Genomic DNA, 18,322 nt, shown 5'->3' on the forward strand with positions numbered 1-18,322 from the left:
CACGGCGGCTGCTCACCCCTCCTCACGTTCAGACGAAACGACCCTCACATCCAGTCGGTTACGCCCACCCTCAAAAAGTTAGGACCTCTTAACACGCGCCATCGGCGCGCCGAACGCGCCGCCCGTCCACGCGACGGCGTGGGCGGCGACGGCGCGGCACGTCAGAGGTCGGTTACCCGGATGCCGGCGTGCGCCTTGTAGCGCTTGTTGATCGCGATCAGGTTGGCGGTGAACGCCTCGATCTGGTGGGCGTTGCGCAGCCGCCCGGCGTAGATGCCCCGCATGCCGGGGATCCGCGCGGCCAGCGCGCCGACCACGCCCACGAGTTCCCGGTCCTCGGTGCAGATCAGCACGTCCAGGTCGATCCGGTCGATCTCCGGGTCGGCCAGCAGCGGCGCGCTGACGTGGTTGAACGCGGCGCAGACCCGGGACTCGGGCAGCAGCGCGGCGGCCTGCTGCACGGCGCTGCCCTCGGCGACGGTGAGCGCGTACGGGCCCTGCTTGTCGAAGCCGAGCGGGTTGACGCAGTCCACCACGATCTTGCCGGCCAGCGGCTCGGCGAGCGCGGCGACGGTGGCGGCGTGCCCGTCCCACGGCACCGCGACGATCACCACGTCGCTGCGCCGGGCGACGTCCTCGTTGTCGCCGCCGGACACGACGGCGCCCTCCGGTACGCCGGGCAGGGCGGCGATCTCGGCGGCGGCCTGGGTGGCCCGCTCGGCGGTGCGGGAGCCGATCAGCACCGTCTGCCCGGCCCGGGCGAACCGGTAGGCGAGCCCCCGTCCCTGGTCGCCGGTGCCACCGATGATGCCGACGGTCAGCCCGGAGACGTCGGGCAGCGTGGTCGCGTCGTAAGCCATGGGCTCATCCTCGCAAAGCGCGGCGGCGTGCGGTGCATCCCGTCGCTGTGACAATCGCCGCGCTGGTCACGCCCGTTCGAAGGCGACCCGGCGCTGGGCCGGATCGGCGGCGGTGAGGCGTACCCGGACGCGTTCGCCGAGCGGCAGCTCGCCGGTGCAGCGGGCGCGCACCGGCGGCTCGTCCAGTGCGATCGTGCCGCCGGGCTGACGGCCGGGGCGTCCGTTGCCCGCCGGACGCGGTTCGTCCACGTCGAGCACCGCCGCCTCGAACGTCTCCCCCACCCGGTGCGCGAGCAGCACCGCCTCGGCCAGTTCCACGGCGCCCCGGGTGGCGGCTCCAGCGGTCCGGTCGGTCGCGGCCATCACCTCGGGCAGCTTCGGCAGCGCCGCCCGGACCTGCTCGGGCACCTCGCGGCCCTCGTGCAGCGCCAGGCAGACCTCGGTGGCGTAGCGGTCGGCCAGGCGGCGCAGCGGCGCCGTGACGTGCGCGTACGCGGCGGCCACCCCGCCGTGCCCGGGCTGCTCGGGCAGCTCCCCGTCGAAGGCGGTGTACGCCGCGCCGCGCATCAGTTCGGCGGCCTGGTCGACGAAGGCGGCGACCCGGGGCTGGGAGGTGTCCAGCCCGTCGAGCACCTGGCCCACCGGGGTGCCGTCCGGCCAGGGCACGCCGAGCGGTCCGGCGGCCAGCCGCAGCCGCTCGACCGCCTCCGGGCGCGGGCCGGGCATGGTGCGCAGCAGCCCGATCCGGCCGGCCAGCATGATGTCGGCGGCGGCCATCCCGGTCAGCAGCGAGATCTGGGCGTTGTGCTCCTCCATCGGGCCGGGGCCGCGCAGCACCAGCCGCCACCCGTCGCCGTCGGGCTCGACGTCCTGCTCCGGCAGCGGCAGGTTGATCGCGCCCCGGCTCAGGCCCCGGGCGGTGAGCAGCGCACCGATCTCGGGCAGCAGGGCGATCGGCTCGGGCAGCCGGCCGGCGTCGGCGTCGCGCTGCACGCCGCCGTAGTCGAGCTTGGCCCGGCTGCGCACCAGCGCCCGCTCCAGGGTGACCGCGACGGTGCCGCCGTCGGCGTCCAGGTCGACGGTCCAGAGCACGGCGGCCCGGTCGGCGTCGGGCAGCAGGCTGGCCGCACCCTCGCTGAGCGTGTGCGGGTGCAGCGGCACGTTGCCGTCGGGCAGGTAGACCGTCTGTCCCCGGCGCCACGTCTCGGCCTCCAGGTCACCACCGAGGCGTACGTGCGTCAGGACGTCGGCTATCGCGTACCGGACGCGGTAGCCGCCGCCGGGACGGCGGGTGAGGTGCATGGCCTGGTCGAGGTCGCGCGAGCTCGCCGGGTCGACGGTGACGAACGGGATGTCGGTCCGGTCGGCGACGGCGGGCGGCGGCGCGGCGGCGGCCAGGTCGGCCTCGCGCGGCGCCGCGGCCGGGAAGCTCTCGGGCAGTCCCAGCTCGCGGCGCAGCGCGCCGAAGTCGATACGGGGCGCCAGTACGCGTCGGATCACCACGCCGTCAATCCTGACAGCGCCCCGCTCGTTCCGCCCTCCGGGGCGAGCGCCGTGTCCGCCCGGCGCCGCGCGGGAGGGCGGCGGGGGTCAGGCGCGGCGGGCCGGCGCCTTCCGGGCGATGCTCTTGGCGGCGGTGGTCTTGCGGGCGGGCGCCTTCTTCGCGGCGGTGGTCTTCTTCGCCGTGGTGGTGGTCTTGCGCGCGGTGGTGGTCTTGCGCGCGGGCGCCTTCTTGGCCGCCGCCTTGCGCGCCGTGGGGCGGGTCGAGGCCGTGGTCTTCTTCGCCGGGGCCCTCTTCGCCGCTGTGGTCTTCTTGGCGGCGGTGGTCTTCTTCGCCGCCGCGGTGACCTTCCGCGCTCCGGTCGCCTTCGTCGCCGCCGCCGTCTTCTTCGCGGTCGTCGTCTTGCGGGCCGGCGCCTTCTTCGCGGTGGTGCTCTTGCGCGCGGTAACCGTCGACTTCGCCGCCGTGCTCTTGCGGGCGGCGGTGGTCTTCTTCGCCGCCGTGGTCTTCTTCGCTGTCGTCTTCTTGGCGGTGGCCTTCTTGGCGGGCTCGCTCTTGGCGGTGGCCCGGCCGGCCGGCGCCGTCCGGGTGCCTGCCTTCTTCGCGGTGGTCTTCTTGGCGGTCGTCCTGGTGGTGGCCTTCGTGGCCGGGGCCCTGCGGACCGCCGACACGACCTTCTTGGCGGCCGCCTTCTTCGCCACCGCCTTCTTCGCCGGCGTCCGTCCGGCGCCGGCACCCGAGGCGTTCGGCGACGCCTTGGTGACCGTGGTCGACCTGCCCGCGGTGGTCCTCTTCGCGGTCGTCCGTTTCGCGGCCGGGCGGGTGGCCTGCTGTGCTTCGGCCATCTCGGTTCCCTTTCCTGGGGACGTGCTCTCGCCCTCGCGGAGCACGGATCACCTCGACGCGGGCCCTCCCGCGCCGTCTAGCGGCCCTCCCCGGCCCAACGGGCGTCCTCGGCGTCCCACGCGTCGTTCCGCTCCCGCACCGTCTGCAGGGCGTTGTCCGCGTCGGCGGCTGAGGCGTACGGTCCGAGAACATGCCGTGCGGGGCACACGTCGGCATCGGTCTCGACCCGGTGGTGTCGCGTGCACCAGTAGTAGTGCCCACCACTTCCGTCGTCGCTCATGCGATCACTGTGCACCGCGAACCGCCCGTCCGCCACCGGAACGGCGCAAATAGTCACTCTTCTCCACATTAGACCTGGTCGGGGAGTTGCGACGGGGAACGGCGGAAGACCGGCGCGAGCCCTGTCCTCGTCCGAACGGCCGGTACCGGCACCGGTGCGAACCGGACAGGATCAGCGCTCGTGATCATCAAGACGACGGGCACGGGGGCCTGTCCGCGATGCGGCGCGACGCCGGTGTCGCTGGACGGGGCGTTGCCGTGGTGCGCCGGATGCGACTGGAACCTCGACACCTATGACGCGGGCCGCCAGGCGCCGGAGTTCGGCTGGTCGTGGATCGACCGGCGGACCCACCGGCTCGCCGCACGGCTGACCCGTCAGCAGTACGCCGCACTGGCCGGCCGGCCGCTGGAGTCGACCGGGCGCGGGCTCACCGGCGTCCTCGTCGCCGGCATCTCGGTGCTCCTCCTGCTCGGCGTGGCCGGACTCGCGGTGGCCGGGGTGTGGCTGCTGTTCGCGTACCCCTTCCCGAACCTCGCCGTGGTCGGCGGCGTGGCGCTGATCGCGCTGGCGGTGGCGCTGCGCCCGCGTTTCGGCCGGGTCGACCCGGACCTGGACGTGCTCACCGAACGGGACGCGCCGGAGCTGCACGCGCTGGTCCGGGAGGTGGCGTCGGCGGTGGGCGCGCCGGTGCCGCACGTGATCGGCGTCGACGGCGGCATCAACGCGTACGCGACAGCGGTGGGGCTGCGGCGGCGGCGCGTACTCGGCCTCGGTCTGCCGCTGTGGGGCGCGCTGGACGGCCCGTCGCGGGTCGCGCTGCTCGGCCACGAGCTGGGCCACTTCGTCAACGGCGACGTACGCCGCGGGCCGGTGACCCAGCCGGCGCTGACCATGCTCGGCAACGCCGCCGACCTGTTCCGGCCGCGGGGCGGGTCCGACGGCGGCGGGCTGCTGGTGATGGTCGGCGAGTGGCTCGGGCACCTCGCCTCCTGGACGCTGTCCCGGCTGCTGTTCGCCGGGCACGTGGTGCTCGTCGCCACCGCGCTGCGCGACAGTCAGCGGGCCGAGTACCTGGCCGACGAGATGGCCGCCCGCGCCGGCGGCACGGCGGGCGCGACCCGGCTGCTGGACACGACGCTGCGGACCGACTCGGTGGCCACAGCGGTGCGCAACGCGGTACGCGGCGGCCACGGGCCGGACGCCTGGCGGGTGGAGACGGGGCGCGCGCTGGACGCCGCTACCGAACGGCTGTCGCTGGAACGCCAGCTCACCGTCCGGGAGGAAACCTCGCTGTTCGCCACCCACCCGCCGAACGGCCTGCGGCACCGGATGCTCGGCGCGCGGCAGTGGCAGGATCCGGCCGTGACGCTCACCGAGGAGCGGGCCGCGCGGATCGACGCCGAGCTGGCGCGGCACTACGAGCGGGCGGGCCGGGCGCTGAGCTGGAGCGCCTGACCGCTCAGGCGAGGACCGGTACGGGCGCCGGACCGGCCACGGCGGCCGGCGCCGGCCGGGCCGCCGTGATCGCGTACGCCACGGCGTAGGGCGTGCAGGCCAGGTAAAAGATCGGCTCGACGAGCACCCGGTCGGTGATGAGGAACCGTTCCCACCCGGTCGGCCGGGGCAGCCCGAACGAGGAGTCGGTCCAGCAGGTGAACAGCCAGAGCGGCGCGGAGATCCGGTCCACCGAGTCCGGCGGCAGGCCGTCCGCCACCGGTGCGCCGGCCGGGATCGAGGTGACCACCGCGAGCACCACCGCCGCGTCCGCCGCCACCAGCGCGCCGGCCAGCCCGAGCAGCCACGCGAGGCGGAGCCGGCCCCGTCGCGCCAGCGCCCCGGCGGCCCAGAGCGCCGCCGTCAGCAGGCCCAGCCAGAGCAGCAGCCCTGATGCTCTCTCCCAGACCCGGCTCTCGCCTCGGGCGGCGAGCAGCGCCGACGTGACGGTCACCGTCGCGGCGATCGGCAGCACCACGCCGAGCGCGGTGGGCAGCGCCCCCACGCGTACGGTCCGGCGGGCGGCCCGGGCGACGACGAGCGCGAGCGCCACGCCGAGCAGCGCGGTGAGCCCGGACCAGGCCGGCAGTTGCGCGGCGGCGCGCATCTCCAGCCACCCGTGCGCCAGGGCCATCACCGCGGCCGCGACCGCGAGGACCGCGAGGCAGGCCGGCGGCGCGAACAGCAACACCCCTGCGGTACGCCCCAGCCGCCGCGACCCGGCCCGGCCGGTCAGTGGCGTGGCCGACCGGGCGGCCGCGAGGCTCCCGGCGAACCGGAGCATTCCCCACCGCCGGCTGGTCCGGGCCAGCTCGTGCAGCTCGGCGTCCCATTCCCGGGCCAGGTCGGCGCGTAGCTCCACCGGCCAGCGGCGCGCCGCGACGCGCAACAGCAGCATCGCCACCCGCCGGGTCACCACGCCGGCGCCCCGGCCGGGTCCGCGCCACCGGCACGTTCGGCGGGTACGAGGGCACGCAGCTCGGCCAGCGCCAGCCGGGCGGACCGGACGCCCTCGCCGGTGAGGCGGTAGTAGCGGCGGGCCGGGCGGCCGGCGGCGACCGGGTCGACGTCCTCCCAGTCGGCGGCAAGCCAGCCGGCCGCCTGGAGGCGGTGCAGCACCGGGTAGAGCGTCCCGCTGGGCAGGCCGGTGAGCCGCATCAGGTCGAGCCCGTAACGCGGCCCCTCGGGCTCGGAGAGCAGCGCCGAGAGCACCTTCACCACCGGGATGGTCAGTCGCACAGCGGTACTCTATCGGAACTCTACATAGGGCGAGTGCACCCCGAGGTAGCAGGACGAACGGTGATCGACAATGGGACGGTGTGTCCCCTTCGGCGGGACCGGTGGCCGGTCCGGCGGGGCCCGCTCAGGTGGATCACCGGTGGCCCTGGTGCACCGCACGACTCCATATGCGAGCCTCGACGGACGAATCCGCTGTCGCGCTTCCGGCGACAGCGGCCCGAGTTGGGGAGAGAAATCGTGGGCAACCTTGACATCGCGCTGAAGAACGCGATGAACATCGACGGCGCGATCGGTGCCGCGCTCGTCGACTACACCAGTGGCATGACCCTCGGCGTCGCCGGTGGCACCGGCGAGATCGACCTGACCGTCGCCGCCGCCGGCAACACCGACGTCGTACGCGCCAAGCTGCGCACCATCGAGATGCTCAAGCTCGACGACGAGATCGAGGACATCCTGATCACGCTGGGCAGCCAATACCACCTGATCCGCCCGCTGAGCAACCGCACCGGCAAGGGCCTGTTCCTCTACCTGATGGTGAGCAAGAGCCGGGCCAACCTCGCGATGGCGCGGCACCAACTGCGCACGATCGAGGAGAGCCTGGAACTGTGAGCCGGGTGGACGACCTCCCCCGCCGTTCGCGCGCCCAGGCCGGCACGCTGCCGCCACTACGCGCGCTGCCGCCATCGCTGGCCGGCAACCCGGCGCTGCCGTACCCGGCCATCGGCCAGGAGCTGTCCGCGCTGCGGTTGCAGATCCCCGGCGTGCACGGCTGCGTCCTCGGCGGCGTCGACGGCCTGCTCGTCACGCACAACCTGCAGAACGGCGCCGACCCGGACGACCTGGCCGCGCTCGCCGCCACCATGTACGGCCTCGGCCGCCAGGTCGGTTTCCGGCTCGAACAGGGCGACTTCCAGCAGTCCACAGTGCGCAACGCGGGCGGTTACCTCAGCGTGTACGCGATCAACGGGCAGGCGCTGCTCGCCGTGATCGGCACCGACAGCATCAACGTGGCGCGGCTGCACCTGCACGCCCCGACCACCGCGGCCCGGCTCGCCGAGCTGCTCGACGGCGTCAGCCCGGCCACGTCCTGACGTACGCCGGTCGTCCCGGTCCCACCCGTCCGGGCCGAGGCGGCCGGCGTACCCCTGGATCCTGCCGCTCGTGTGACGCGGCGGGCGGTCAGAGGCCGAAGCGGCCGGCCCACGCGGTCACGTCGGCCACTGTGGCGTTGCCGCCGCAGACCACCAGGCCCAGCCGGACGTCGCCGCCCACCCGCTCGACCACGCGGCGGGCGGCGGGCAGCAGGCACCCGGCGGCCGGTTCGGCCCACACCTTGGCGTGCTCGGCCAGCTCCAGCGTGCCCCGCACCGCCTCGGCGTCGGAGACCACGAGGACGTCGCTGACCAGCGCCGTCACGTGCTCGTAGGTGAGCTGCGAGACGCTCGGCGCGCTGAGCGTGGTGACGATCGACGACAGCGGCACCTCGACCGGGCCACCCTTGGCAAGCGCCTGCGACATCGCCTGCGCGCCCTCGGTCTCCACGCCCCAGACGCGTACCCCCGGCCGCCGCGCCCGCAGCGCCGCCGCCACACCCGAGATCAGCGCGCCCCCGCCGATGCTGACCAGCACGTCGGTCAGCTCACCGGCGTCGTCGGCCAACTCCAGCCCGACAGTGCCCTGCCCGGCCAGCACGATCGGGTCGTCGAACGGGTGCAGCAACGTCATTCCGTCGTCCCGCAGCCGGTTCATCAGCGCGAACGCGCCGGCCATGTCCTCGGTCAGCCGCACGTCGGCCCCGGCCGCGCGGGCAATCTCGACCGCGCGGGCGGGCGCGCTGCGGGGCATCACCACAGTCGCCGCCACCCCGAGCGCGCCGGCCATCACCGCGACCGCGATGCCGTGGTTGCCGCCGCTGACCGCGACCACCCCGGCCGCCCGCTCGGCGTCGTCGAGCGTGAGCAGCTTCGCCGCCGCGCCCCGGGCCTTGAACGATCCGGTACGTTGCAGCAGCTCCAGCTTGGCGATGACAGGTACGCCGAGCAGATCGGACAGTCCCGGGCTGGGCAGGGTCGGGGTACGTACGACGACGTCGGCGATCCGGTGCGCGGCCGCCTCGATGTCCGCAAGCTCGATCACCTCCGCAGCGTCCCACACGCCGCCCCCCCGCATCCCCAAGCCGTCCGACCGCCCGGCACCCGTCGCAGGCCCCGGCACCGTCGCCGCGTCTCCCGTGCCGGCACTCGACTACCGGTCAGAACTGCCCTCTGTAGCGCAGGACGACGTCACCCAGGCGCGCGGTGGGCTCCCTGCCGCAGTCGTAGGAAATGGCGTTCGGCGCGAGCGGGACCCCCGTATTGACGCCGAGCTCGGCTCCGATGCGACCAAGACCCCGCTGGGCTTCCTCAGCGGGCGCCTCCAGGAATTCCTGACAGGTCGAGTCCTCCGTTATCTCACCCGAGTCAGTGAATTGCCGGACACCGAGGAACATGGCGAGCCCCAGCAAGCAGGCCACGACGATTCCGCCACCGATGATGACGGCTTTCGAATTCGTGGCGCTGTGTGAGTTCGAGGCGTAGTCGTCGACGTAGGTATCGCCGTACACCAGGCCGCTGACGAAACTGGAGTCTTCACCGTCCTCGACGGAACTGTCGGCCTGGTCTCCCTCGGCCAGCCTGCCCTCCTGCACGATCGACAGCGCCCTGGCCTCGTCGATCAGCTCCTTCAGGTTGGCCCCGAAATCAGGATCGTCTCTGGCCAGGAAACCGATGGCGGCTGCCAGATCGCCCTGCTTCCGGGTGCTCCGCGGGGCAACCTCCCAATTCTCGTAGATCTCGCTGCTATCCACATCCACCAGTTGAGAATGAATTCGCGCACGCAATTTCTCAGCCGCTGCCTGAAGTCCGGCGCTCGCGGTGCCGCCCAACGCCGCGACCAGGACACCGACAGCCGCTTCACCAGGTTCCTCGTCCATGACGTTCGAGTGTCAGCCACTTTCCGCAGGTGCGGACCAACCGATCGGACGCGCTCCAGGTCGGGAATCCGACAAGGCTCTGACCAGACGTCGCCTGCCGGCCATCTCGCGGTTCACCACAATCGGGTCGTCACGCGGACGGGTCCCACGCCGCGAGCTGATCGAAGATGCGACTGTCGCCCTCGAACTGCAGCGAATCCAGCGGTATGCGGCCGTAGAAGAACAGCACCAGGTCACTCGCCGTGCCCCGGGCGGAGGCGTCGGCCGTTTCGGGACCCTCTCCGGTAGCGGGCGTGAGCCGGGCGACCTGTGCGCCGTCGCGGGAGAGCCGAAGCCGCCAGGAGCGACCCTCGACGGCGTGGTACTCGACGACGGCGGGGGCATGCGGCCAGGCGACAGTGGTCGCGCAGAGGGTGAACTGGCAGTCGTCGAAACCGTCGAGGGCGACCTCTTCCGGTAACGGCTGCGGGGCGCCCAGAGTGAGCTGGGCATCATAGGTGTGCACCGCGATCTCGGGGACCTGCCGCCGCGCCCAGGCACCAGAGGTCTGCGGTGACGGCGAGTCGTCCCACCACGTCCAACAACTGCGGTCCGGGCCGGCCTCACGCAGCACGCTCGTCAGTTGTTCGATGGACTCGGTCCACCAGGCCAGCAGCGCCTCACGTTCCCGAGGCGCACCCGTGCCGTCGTCCCAGGCCGACTTCTCCGGGGGTGCGTCCGCGGGCCCCGCGGCGACGATGGCGGCCGACTTGCGACGCGCCAAGCCCACGTGTTGCACGAGATCGAACAGCGTCCGGCCGGGGTGGGTCGGAACCTGCATGTCGAGAGCGGGGGCCGCGGCGACCGCAGCGCGGAAGGCCGCAGAGCGTTCGCTGATCAGCCGCAGGTGATCGGCGAACGTGAGAGTTTGATCCACGCGGCTTTCTATCACCGGTCTCCGACGACCGGACAGCGATTTTCGTTGCAGCCGTCCTGCCATGGCCAGCTGGACACCCAGCGGACAACCTCGATGCCCTCACCGTGAGGACCGAGGAACTGCTCGATCTCCTTCCTGCGGTGCGGCGCGCCGAGGAGGAACGACCGGCTGAGGTAGCGCATGCTCGGCGGCTATCCCGCAGCGCCTGGGGTGGGCGACGGACGAGTCGACCTGTACGCCGGATTCTGTGCCCGGCACGCCCGTAGGCGCACCGGCGGCGGCCATCCATCTCGGCCTGCCGTCGCCGGCAGGCTCCAGCGGCCTACCCGCAGACATCGGGCGGGCAGCCCTCAAGCGTCTGCGCGGGTCGTCATCTTGCGGTGACGGCCCTTTCTTGGCCTTGCTCCGGGTGGGGTTTACCGAGCCACCCCGGTCACCCGGGGTGCTGGTGGGCTCTTACCCCACCGTTTCACCCTTACCGTCCCGTGACGGGCCGGCGGTCTGTTTTCTGTGGCACTGTCCCGCGGGTCACCCCGGGTTGCCGTTAGCAACCACCCTGCCCTGTGGAGTCCGGACGTTCCTCGGCGACGGGCCGGAGCCCGTCGACGCGACCGCCCGGTCGACTCGTCCGTCGCGCCCTCATCCTAACGACGCACCCGCCGCCGCCATTTCCACCCCGGTCCACCCCGAGCCAGGGCAGCACGCAAAGCCAGAACAGACCGCATACGGGACGCGCAAGGCCAGCGCGGCAACGAGGCTGGCGCCGTACTAGCCTCGGGGGACCATGGATCTCTCCGACGCCGCGCTCCTGCTCGCCGCCGGTCTCGCCGCGGGCACAGTCAACGCGGTGGCCGGTGGTGGCTCGCTGATCACGTTCCCGGCGATGATCGCGACCGGCCTGCCGCCGGTGGCGGCCAACGTCTCCAACTCGGTGTCGGTCTTTCCCGGGTACGTGGCGAGCGTGGCGGGCAGCCGGGTGGACCTGCCGCGCGGGCGGGAACTGTGGTCGCTGCTGCCCACCGCCGTGCTCGGCACGATCGCCGGGTGCGCGCTGCTGCTCGCCACCCCGGCGCGCGCGTTCGAGCTGGTGGTGCCGTTCCTGGTGCTGGGCGCGACAGCCGTACTCGCGTTCCAGGGTCCGCTGCGCCGGCTGGTCGGCCACCCGGAGCGACTCAGCGCGCGCCGCCGTACCGTCACGGTCCAGACCATGGTCGCGCTCGGCACCGTGTACGGCGGCTACTTCGGCGCGGCCCTCGGGGTGATGCTGGTGGCCGGGTTGGCGCTGGTGCTGGACACGACGCTGGCCCGGGTGTCGGCGGTGAAGAACCTGCTCTCGGCGGTGGTAGGGCTGACCACGCTCGTCGTGTTCGCCCTGTTCGGCCCGGTGAACTGGGCGGCGGTCGCGGTGGTCGCGCCGGCCACCCTGTTCGGTGGGTACGCGGGCGCGCGGCTGGCCCGCCGGCTGCCGCAGGTGGTGTTGAAGACGGTGATCGTGGTGTTCGGCACGGCCATCGGGTGCTACCTGCTGTGGCGGGCGCTCACCTGACGCCGTGCGGCAAGACCGGACCCGTCAGTAGACCTCCCCCACCGGCTCCTCCGGTGCGTGCTCGGCGCGGCGGGCGGCCCGGTTCCAGATGACCCGTTCGCCGTAGCCGGCCGCCATCAGGTGACCGAACGCGAGGTAGGCGATCATGCCGGCGGCGAGCACTCCGAAGCCGACCCAGAACGGCAGCGCGAGGCTGTGCTCGGCGAGTTTGCCGGAGATGATCGGCGCGGGTGCGGCGGCGCCCCAGCGGACCAGGTTGAACGCGCCGGTGGCGACGCGCCGGTCGGCGGAGCCGAGCCCGAGCGCCAGGTCGGTGAGGTTGGCGTTGGCGAGGCCCATGAACAGGCCGGCGATCACCAGGACTACCAGTGACATGGCGGTGCCGGTGGAGGTGGCGAACAGGACCATGCAGGCCAGCAGGCCGAGGAGGGCGACGCCGACGGTCTGCACCGCGCCGATGCGGTGGGCGAGCCGGTGGCCGATCAGCAGGATGCCGGCGGCCAGGCCGAGGCCCCAGCCGGTGAACGCCAGGCCGAGCGGGATGACGTCGAGGCGCAGGAACAGCGGCGTGTAGCCGAGGACGACGAAGAAGACGAAGTTGTACGCGGCGGTGACCACGCAGAGCGTCACGAACGCGGGTCTGCGGTAGGTGGCGAAGATCTGGCCGAGGCGTACCGGCGGCTGTTTGTGAGCCGGTTCGCGGAGCTTGCGGGCGGCGACGCCGAGTGCGAGCACCATGAACACGCCGCAGACGAAGAACGGCAGCCGCCAGCTCACCTCGCCGAGCAGGCCGCCGATGAGCGGGCCGACGGCGAAGCCGAGGCCGAGGGCGGTCTCGAACAGGCCGACCACCCATTCCCTGTCGTTCGCCAGGTTGACCAGCACCACCATGGCGGTGGCGAAGAACATGGCGTTGCCCAGGCCCCAGACACCGCGCAGCACGGAGAGCTGCACGATGTCGTTGCTGAACGAGGCTCCGATCGCGGCCAGGCCGACCACCGAGACGCCGGTGACGAGCACCGGCTTGAAACCGAACCGGCCGCTGGCCAGCGTCGCCGGGATCATGCCGACGGCCATGACCGCGATGTACGCGGTGAAGAGCAGCTCGACCTGCCAGGCGGTGACGCCGATCGCCTCGCCGATGGCGGGCAGGATCGGGTCGACGACGGCGATGCCGGCGATGGCGAGGAACGCCACGAGCGTGGTGGCGTAGATGGCACTGCGGTTGGGCTCGGATCGGCGATCCACCCCGCAACCTCCCAGATAGCTGTATCGTACAGGTATTTTCCTTGTATCATACAGCTATGAGCGATGACGTCCATGCCCCCGAGGCCACGCTCGGCCGGATCGAGACCGAGGTGGCGCTGCTGATGCGCCTGGGCGAGGCGACCCGCCGGGGCACCGGCACGATGGAGCACCGGCTGCTCGACCGCGCCGCGTACGTGATCCTGCGGCACCTCGACGCGGCCGGCCCGCAGAACGTGTCGGCGCTCGCCGCGCGGCTGAGCCTGGACGGCTCCACTGTGACCCGGCAGGTCTCCGCGCTACAGCGCGACGGGCTGATCTCGCGTACCCCCGACCCGGCCGACGGGCGCGGCACGGTGATCTCCGCGACGGCGGCCGGCCTGCAGCGGATGGCCGCCGTGCGGGCGGCCCGCACCCGGCTGTACGGCGACATCCTCGCCGCCTGGCCCGAGGCGGACCGGGAGACGCTGGCGGAGATGTTGCACCGCCTGAACGAGGCGCTCGACGCCCGCAACCGCCGCCGCTGAGGCGTGTTAGGAAGGGCCCCTTGTTATGCAGAATGCGTTAATAAGGGGCCCTTCCTTTCACGCCACGGGCTCCGGCGCGGAGTCGGCGCGGTCGGCGTCGGCTGTGACGCGCGGGTCGCCCTCGTCGGCGAAGTAGTCGTCGGGCGTGGTGCCGTCCGGGCCGTCGGCCACCTTCGCGGCGCGCAGCACAAGCGTGAGCAGCGCCGCCACCACCAGGTTCACCAGCACCGCCACGATGCCGACGTAGATCGTCTTCGGCGTGTCGAAACCGAACTTCTCCAGTGGGAACGCCGACCCGGCGAAGTGCTTCTTCCCGGTCGCCGGGTTGCCGACCTGGTAGAGCATCCACATGCCCAGGCCCATCCCGGCCGCCCAGCCGGCGATCAGCGCGCCCCTGTGGAACCAGCGGGTGTAGAGGCCCAGCGCCACCGCCGGCAGCGTCTGGAGGATGATCACGCCGCCGATGAGCTGGAGGTCGATGGAGAACTGCGGGTCGAGGAAGACGATGCAGGCCACCGCGCCGACCTTCACCACCAGCGAGGTGATCTTCGAGACGTTCGCCTCCTGCGCCGGGGTGGCGTCCCGCTTCAGGTACTCCTTGTAGATGTTGCGGGTGAACAGGTTCGCCGCCGCGATCGACATGATCGCCGCCGGGACCAGCGCGCCGATGCCGATCGCGGCGTACGCGACCCCGGCGAACCAGTCCGGGAACTGCTGGTCGAACAGCAGCGGCACCACCGTGTTGCCGTCGGTGGTGCCCTCCTTCGCACCGGGCAGCGGCTTCACGTTCGCCGCGATGGCCATGTAGCCGAGCAGCGCGATCAACCCCAGCAGCAGGCTGTACGCGGGCAGCGCGGACATGTTCCGCTTGATCACGTCGCGGTTCCGGCTGGCGAGCACGCCGGTGATGCTGTGCGGGTAGAGGAACAGCGCCAGCGCCGAGCCGAACGCCAGTGTCACGTACTGGATCTGGTTGTTCTGGTTGAGCAGGATGCCGTCGCCGGGCGCCGGTGACGCCTGGAACTTCGCGTCCGCGGCGTCGAAGATGGCGCCCCAGCCGCCGAGCTTGTACGGCAGCCAGATCACCGCGACCAGGATCACGATGTAGATCAGCGAGTCCTTGACGAACGCGATCAGCGCCGGGGCGCGCAGCCCCGACTGGTACGTGTACGCGGCCAGGATCGCGAACGCGATGATGATCGGCAGGTGCCGGGCCACCGCGCTGTCCCCGGTCACGCCCATGGTCTTGAGCACCGCCTCGATGCCGACCAGTTGCAGCGCGATGTACGGCATGGTGGCGACGATGCCGGTGATCGCGATCAGCAGCGCCAGGATCGGCGAGCCGAACCGGTTGCGGACGAAGTCGGCAGGGGTGACGAAGCCGTGCCGGTGCGAGACCGACCAGAGCCGGCACAGCACCAGGAACACCAGCGGGTAGATGACGATCGTGTACGGCACGGCGAAGAAGCCCGCCGCGCCGGCCCCGAAGATCAGCGCCGGCACCGCCACGAACGTGTACGCGGTGTAGAGGTCACCGCCGACCAGGAACCAGGTGATCCAGCCGCCGAAGCTGCGCCCGCCCAGTCCCCACTCGTCCAGGTGGGCCATGTCGGTCGGCCGGCGCCACCGCGCGGCCACGAAGCCCATGGCGCTGACCAGCAGGAACAGCAGGGCGAAGACGATGATCTCGGTGAGGTGGTCCCGCCACATCACTGTGCCCCCTTCGTTCGCGACTGCGGGGCTCGCAGGCCCGGCTCACTCCTCGCGCTCACCGGTCACCCCGCTTCTTGGTCATCTGGTAGACGAGCGTGGTGGTGCCGACGCCGAGCAGGATCCAGACCAGTTGCAGCCAGTAGAAGCGCGGGAAGCCGAACAGCCGGGGCGAGTCGGCGTTGAACAGTGCCGGGATCAGCGGCACCACGATCGGGATGAAGAGCAACCAGTTCCAGGGACTCTTGTCCTTCGCCCTGGATCGCGCCGTGTCCGGCGCCTCGGATTCCGGTGCGGCCATGTGACACCCTCCGGGCATTCGTAGCGGGCCATGTGACGGCCGGAGGCTACGACCCTGTGACAGGGGTCACGTTCGATCGGGGGATGTCGATGCGCCGAGCGGCCGTCGGCATGCGCCGAACGGCCGTCAGACGTCCGTGAGGTGAGAGGTGTCGTTCACCGAACGGACCGCGACGCCGCCGTCCGGGTACAGGTCCAGCACCGAGATGCCGGCGGTGTCCAGGTAGAGCCGGTGCAGGAACGCGTCGCTCGCGGCGAGCGCGTCGCGCAGCACCAGCTTGATCGGCGAGACGTGCGAGACCACCACCACCGTCTCCCCCGGGTACGCCGACCGCAGCCGGTCGACAGCCCGCCCGGTCCGCTCGGCCACCGTCACGAACGACTCGCCCTTCGGCGGGGCGACCGCCGTGGAGGCGAGCCAGGCGTCCAGTTCCGCCGCCCAGCCCTCGCGTACCTCGGCGAACGTGTGCCCCTCCCAGGCCCCGAAGTCGCACTCGATCAGGTCGTCGTCGGTGCGTACCGGCGGGTTTCCGACCTGCGCGGCGACCGCCTCGGCGGTGGCCGTACACCTCGACAGCGGCGAACTGACCACCGCCGCGACGGACGGCGCCAGCGCGGCCACCCGGGCGGCGCTGGCCCGGGCCTGGGCGCGGCCGCGCTCGGTGAGCGGCACGTCGCCCCGGCCGGAGTAGCGCTTCTGCACGGTGCGCTCGGTCTCGCCGTGCCGCACCAGGATCAGCCGGGTGGCCTCCTCGGTCGGGCGCGGCTCCCAGGAGGCGGGCGTGGTGGCCGGATCGGTGCCGGTGGCCCGCACGACAGTCGCCGCCCGCGCCTCGGCCTTCGCTTCCGGCGCGGCACCGGACGCGGCGGCGTCCATCGCCGCGTTGGCCAGGGCGTCGGCGTGCCGGTTGCGCTCCCGGGGCACCCAGGTGAACCGTACGGCGGTGAAGCGGCCGACCAGCCCGGCGGCCTGGGCGGCGAGCGGGCGCAGCCCGGGGTGCTTGATCTGCCAGCGGCCGCACATCTGCTCGACCACCAGCTTGGAGTCCATCCGCGCCTCGACCTCGGCCGCGCCCAGCTCGGCGGCGGCCTCCAGCCCGGCGATCAGGCCCCGGTACTCGGCCACGTTGTTCGTCGCCGTACCGATCGACTCCGACCGTTCGGCGAGCACCTCGCCGGTCTCCGGATCCCGGACCACGGCGCCGTAGCCGGCCGGGCCGGGGTTGCCCCGGGAGCCGCCGTCGGCCTCGATCACGACCGCGCGCACCGCCACGGCGGCTACAGTCCCGACTCGTTGGTCCGGACCATGATCCGCCGGCACTCCTCGCAGCGGACCACGTCGTCCGGGTCGGCCTTGCGGATGCGGGCCAGGTCGGCGCCGGACATCTCCAGCCGGCAGCCGCCGCAGCGGCCACCGGTGAGCAGCGCGGCGCCCATACCGGTGTCCTCGCGGATCTTGTCGTAGAGGCCGACCAGGTCCGCCGGGAGGTCACCGGCGAGCGGCTGGCGGGCCGTGCGCTTGAACTCCTCCTCCTTGGCGATTTCCGCCAGGGTCTCGTCGCGGCGCTGCTCGGTCGCGGCACGCCGCTCGCGGGTCTCGGCGAGCCGGCTCTCGATGCCGTCGAGCACACCCTGCGCGGTCTCCCGCTGCTCCATCAGCTCCAGCTCGGCGTCCTCCAGGTCGCTCTGCCGGCGGTTCAGCGAGACCAGCTCGTGCTGGATCGCCTCCAGCTCCCGGGCCGGGCCGCTGCCCGAGGCCAGGCGGGCCTCGTCCTTGCTCTTGCGCGCCCGCACCTGGTCGACGTCCTTCTCGATCCGGGCGATGTCCCGGTCCAGGTCGTCGACCGCCACCTGGGCGCGGACCCGCTCGTCCTCCAGCGCGGACAGCTCACGCGCCAGGGCCTCCAGCTCGGCGCGCTCCGGCAGGCTGCGGCGGCGGTGCGCGAGCTGGGCCAGCGCGGTGTCGATCGCCTGGAGGTCGAGCAGGCGGCGCTGCACCTTCGGGTCAGCCTTCACGTCGGGGCTCCTTGTCGTCCGGCCGGGGCGCGGCGGCGTGCACGGTCCACGGGTCGGTGTCCAGGTCGGACACCACGGTCTCGACGTCCAGCTCGGCGGCCAGGTAGGCGGCCAGGTCGTCCAGCCAGGGTCGCTCCGTCGCCCAGTGGGCGGCGTCCAGCAGCGCCGGGCCACCGGCGGCGAGGTGTTCCCCGGCCGGATGGTGGCGCAGGTCCGCGGTGAGAAACGCGTCCACCCCGGCCGCGGTCGCCTCGGCCAGGAAGCCGTCCCCCGAGCCGCCGCTGACGGCGAGGGTACGAACCATACGCCCGGGATCCCCGGCGGCGCGAACTCCCCAGGCGGTGACCGGGAGCACGGCGGCGGCCAGCCGGGTCAGCTCGGCGAGCGTCATCGGGGTGGGCAGCTCACCGATGCGGCCGATGCCCCGGCCGGGCCCGGCAGCGGGCGAGCCGGGGCGGGGCGGGTGCAGCGGGCGCAGCCCGGTGAGCCCGAACCGGGCGGCGAGCGCGTCGGACACCCCCGGGTCGGCCACGTCGGCGTTCGTGTGCGCCACGTGCAGCGCGACGTCCGCCTTGATCAACCGGTGCACGATCCGGCCCTTGTACGTGGTGGCGGCCACCGAGGAGACGCCGCGCAGCAGCAGCGGGTGGTGCGCGACGATCATGTCCGCGCCGACGTCGAGCGCCTCGTCCACGGTCTCCGGGACCACGTCCACCACGCAGGCGACCCGGCGTACCGGGTTGTCGGGCTCCCCCAGCACCAGGCCGACCCGGTCCCACTCCTCGGCCCAGGCAGGCGGATAACGGCGGTCCAGGGCGGCCACCACGTCGGCGACGGTTGTGCTCACGGGCGGCCAGCTTACCGGCGTCCG

21 protein-coding genes and 1 other RNA gene are annotated in these 18,322 nt (G+C 72.7%); 5 read left to right on the top strand and 17 right to left on the bottom strand.

The annotated features are described in order from the left end of the window. Positions 1–161: 161 nt before the first annotated feature. The 4 genes from npdG to AB0D28_RS23810 form a co-directional block, all read right to left on the bottom strand. On the bottom strand, positions 162–860 hold the full coding sequence (npdG, locus tag AB0D28_RS23795; protein WP_355015308.1) for an NADPH-dependent F420 reductase: 699 nt from the start codon (positions 858–860) through the stop codon (positions 162–164). 66 nt (positions 861–926) lie between these two features. After that, complete coding sequence (locus AB0D28_RS23800) at positions 927–2,363, bottom strand: RNB domain-containing ribonuclease (RefSeq protein WP_357389078.1); 1,437 nt, start codon at positions 2,361–2,363, stop codon at positions 927–929. Positions 2,364–2,450: 87 nt separating this feature from the next. Then, on the bottom strand, positions 2,451–3,206 hold the full coding sequence (locus AB0D28_RS23805) for a histone (protein ID WP_357389080.1): 756 nt from the start codon (positions 3,204–3,206) through the stop codon (positions 2,451–2,453). A gap of 77 nt (positions 3,207–3,283) precedes the next feature. Continuing rightward, complete coding sequence (locus tag AB0D28_RS23810) at positions 3,284–3,487, bottom strand: hypothetical protein (protein WP_018787041.1); 204 nt, start codon at positions 3,485–3,487, stop codon at positions 3,284–3,286. A 180-nt stretch (positions 3,488–3,667) separates the two neighbouring features. Between AB0D28_RS23810 and AB0D28_RS23815 the strand changes: the two genes are divergently transcribed. After that, a complete protein-coding gene (locus AB0D28_RS23815) occupies positions 3,668–4,942 on the top strand; it encodes a M48 family metallopeptidase (protein WP_357389082.1) in 1,275 nt (424 codons plus the stop codon). A 4-nt stretch (positions 4,943–4,946) separates the two neighbouring features. Here AB0D28_RS23815 and AB0D28_RS23820 read toward each other — a convergent pair whose 3' ends face one another. Together AB0D28_RS23820 and AB0D28_RS23825 are read right to left on the bottom strand one after the other, a co-directional pair. After that, complete coding sequence (locus AB0D28_RS23820; protein WP_357389084.1) at positions 4,947–5,900, bottom strand: hypothetical protein; 954 nt, start codon at positions 5,898–5,900, stop codon at positions 4,947–4,949. Continuing rightward, a complete protein-coding gene (locus AB0D28_RS23825) occupies positions 5,894–6,220 on the bottom strand; it encodes a PadR family transcriptional regulator (RefSeq protein ID WP_357389086.1) in 327 nt (108 codons plus the stop codon). The genes AB0D28_RS23820 and AB0D28_RS23825 overlap by 7 nt, the downstream gene beginning before the upstream one ends. A gap of 237 nt (positions 6,221–6,457) precedes the next feature. Between AB0D28_RS23825 and AB0D28_RS23830 the strand changes: the two genes are divergently transcribed. Together AB0D28_RS23830 and AB0D28_RS23835 are read left to right on the top strand one after the other, a co-directional pair. Further along, the gene (locus tag AB0D28_RS23830; RefSeq protein ID WP_013287772.1) at positions 6,458–6,829 is read left to right on the top strand and encodes a hypothetical protein; all 372 of its coding nucleotides are present in this window, start codon (positions 6,458–6,460) and stop codon (positions 6,827–6,829) included. Continuing rightward, on the top strand, positions 6,826–7,311 hold the full coding sequence (locus tag AB0D28_RS23835; protein WP_357389088.1) for a roadblock/LC7 domain-containing protein: 486 nt from the start codon (positions 6,826–6,828) through the stop codon (positions 7,309–7,311). The genes AB0D28_RS23830 and AB0D28_RS23835 overlap by 4 nt, the downstream gene beginning before the upstream one ends. Before the next feature lie 88 nt (positions 7,312–7,399). Here AB0D28_RS23835 and AB0D28_RS23840 read toward each other — a convergent pair whose 3' ends face one another. From AB0D28_RS23840 to rnpB, 5 genes are all read right to left on the bottom strand, one after another. Continuing rightward, complete coding sequence (locus AB0D28_RS23840) at positions 7,400–8,356, bottom strand: threonine/serine dehydratase (protein ID WP_357389090.1); 957 nt, start codon at positions 8,354–8,356, stop codon at positions 7,400–7,402. Positions 8,357–8,471: 115 nt separating this feature from the next. Continuing rightward, positions 8,472–9,191, bottom strand: coding sequence for a hypothetical protein (locus tag AB0D28_RS23845; RefSeq protein ID WP_357389092.1), 720 nt, complete (start codon positions 9,189–9,191; stop codon positions 8,472–8,474). 130 nt (positions 9,192–9,321) lie between these two features. Continuing rightward, entirely contained in the window at positions 9,322–10,107 is a 786-nt protein-coding gene (locus AB0D28_RS23850) for a maleylpyruvate isomerase family mycothiol-dependent enzyme (RefSeq protein WP_357389094.1), read from the bottom strand. An 11-nt stretch (positions 10,108–10,118) separates the two neighbouring features. Then, positions 10,119–10,289: a hypothetical protein gene (locus AB0D28_RS23855; protein WP_357389096.1), complete on the bottom strand. Its 171-nt coding sequence runs from the start codon at positions 10,287–10,289 to the stop codon at positions 10,119–10,121. A gap of 36 nt (positions 10,290–10,325) precedes the next feature. Further along, positions 10,326–10,734, bottom strand: an RNA gene (gene rnpB, locus AB0D28_RS23860) — RNase P RNA component class A. Between the two features lie 157 nt (positions 10,735–10,891). Between rnpB and AB0D28_RS23865 the strand changes: the two genes are divergently transcribed. Beyond that, positions 10,892–11,653 (top strand): sulfite exporter TauE/SafE family protein, encoded by a 762-nt coding sequence (locus AB0D28_RS23865; RefSeq protein WP_357389098.1) that lies wholly within the window; start codon positions 10,892–10,894, stop codon positions 11,651–11,653. A gap of 24 nt (positions 11,654–11,677) precedes the next feature. Here AB0D28_RS23865 and AB0D28_RS23870 read toward each other — a convergent pair whose 3' ends face one another. Continuing rightward, positions 11,678–12,901, bottom strand: coding sequence for an MFS transporter (locus AB0D28_RS23870; protein WP_357389100.1), 1,224 nt, complete (start codon positions 12,899–12,901; stop codon positions 11,678–11,680). A gap of 56 nt (positions 12,902–12,957) precedes the next feature. On the opposite strand from AB0D28_RS23870, the gene AB0D28_RS23875 reads away from it, so the two are divergent. After that, positions 12,958–13,425, top strand: a complete 468-nt coding sequence (locus AB0D28_RS23875; protein WP_357389102.1) for a MarR family transcriptional regulator — start codon at positions 12,958–12,960, stop codon at positions 13,423–13,425. Positions 13,426–13,482: 57 nt separating this feature from the next. Here AB0D28_RS23875 and mctP read toward each other — a convergent pair whose 3' ends face one another. The 5 genes from mctP to AB0D28_RS23900 form a co-directional block, all read right to left on the bottom strand. After that, a complete protein-coding gene (mctP, locus tag AB0D28_RS23880) occupies positions 13,483–15,135 on the bottom strand; it encodes a monocarboxylate uptake permease MctP (protein WP_357389177.1) in 1,653 nt (550 codons plus the stop codon). 58 nt (positions 15,136–15,193) lie between these two features. Continuing rightward, positions 15,194–15,436 (bottom strand): DUF3311 domain-containing protein, encoded by a 243-nt coding sequence (locus tag AB0D28_RS23885; RefSeq protein WP_357389104.1) that lies wholly within the window; start codon positions 15,434–15,436, stop codon positions 15,194–15,196. A gap of 126 nt (positions 15,437–15,562) precedes the next feature. Next, on the bottom strand, positions 15,563–16,708 hold the full coding sequence (locus tag AB0D28_RS23890) for a bifunctional RNase H/acid phosphatase (protein WP_357389106.1): 1,146 nt from the start codon (positions 16,706–16,708) through the stop codon (positions 15,563–15,565). A gap of 5 nt (positions 16,709–16,713) precedes the next feature. Next, complete coding sequence (locus AB0D28_RS23895) at positions 16,714–17,451, bottom strand: C4-type zinc ribbon domain-containing protein (protein ID WP_151501372.1); 738 nt, start codon at positions 17,449–17,451, stop codon at positions 16,714–16,716. Continuing rightward, positions 17,441–18,298 carry a Nif3-like dinuclear metal center hexameric protein gene (locus AB0D28_RS23900; protein ID WP_357389108.1) on the bottom strand — a complete coding sequence of 286 codons (858 nt, stop codon included), beginning with the start codon at positions 18,296–18,298 and terminating at the stop codon, positions 17,441–17,443. Before AB0D28_RS23900 ends, AB0D28_RS23895 begins: the two co-directional genes overlap by 11 nt. Positions 18,299–18,322 lie beyond the last annotated feature (24 nt).

This window comes from Micromonospora sp. NPDC048169 (assembly GCF_040652815.1).
Lineage (GTDB): Bacteria > Actinomycetota > Actinomycetes > Mycobacteriales > Micromonosporaceae > Micromonospora.

Bases quoted from the DNA above. Each gene is read 5' to 3' on its own strand.
- npdG (WP_355015308.1), bottom strand. From the start codon at position 860: ATGGCTTACGACGCGACCACGCTGCCCGACGTCTCCGGGCTGACCGTC.
- AB0D28_RS23805 (WP_357389080.1), bottom strand. From the start codon at position 3,206: ATGGCCGAAGCACAGCAGGCCACCCGCCCGGCCGCGAAACGGACGACC.
- AB0D28_RS23810 (WP_018787041.1), bottom strand. From the start codon at position 3,487: ATGAGCGACGACGGAAGTGGTGGGCACTACTACTGGTGCACGCGACAC.
- AB0D28_RS23845 (WP_357389092.1), bottom strand. From the start codon at position 9,191: ATGGACGAGGAACCTGGTGAAGCGGCTGTCGGTGTCCTGGTCGCGGCG.
- AB0D28_RS23855 (WP_357389096.1), bottom strand. From the start codon at position 10,289: ATGCGCTACCTCAGCCGGTCGTTCCTCCTCGGCGCGCCGCACCGCAGG.
- AB0D28_RS23865 (WP_357389098.1), top strand. From the start codon at position 10,892: ATGGATCTCTCCGACGCCGCGCTCCTGCTCGCCGCCGGTCTCGCCGCG.
- AB0D28_RS23875 (WP_357389102.1), top strand. From the start codon at position 12,958: ATGAGCGATGACGTCCATGCCCCCGAGGCCACGCTCGGCCGGATCGAG.
- mctP (WP_357389177.1), bottom strand. From the start codon at position 15,135: ATGTGGCGGGACCACCTCACCGAGATCATCGTCTTCGCCCTGCTGTTC.
- AB0D28_RS23885 (WP_357389104.1), bottom strand. From the start codon at position 15,436: ATGGCCGCACCGGAATCCGAGGCGCCGGACACGGCGCGATCCAGGGCG.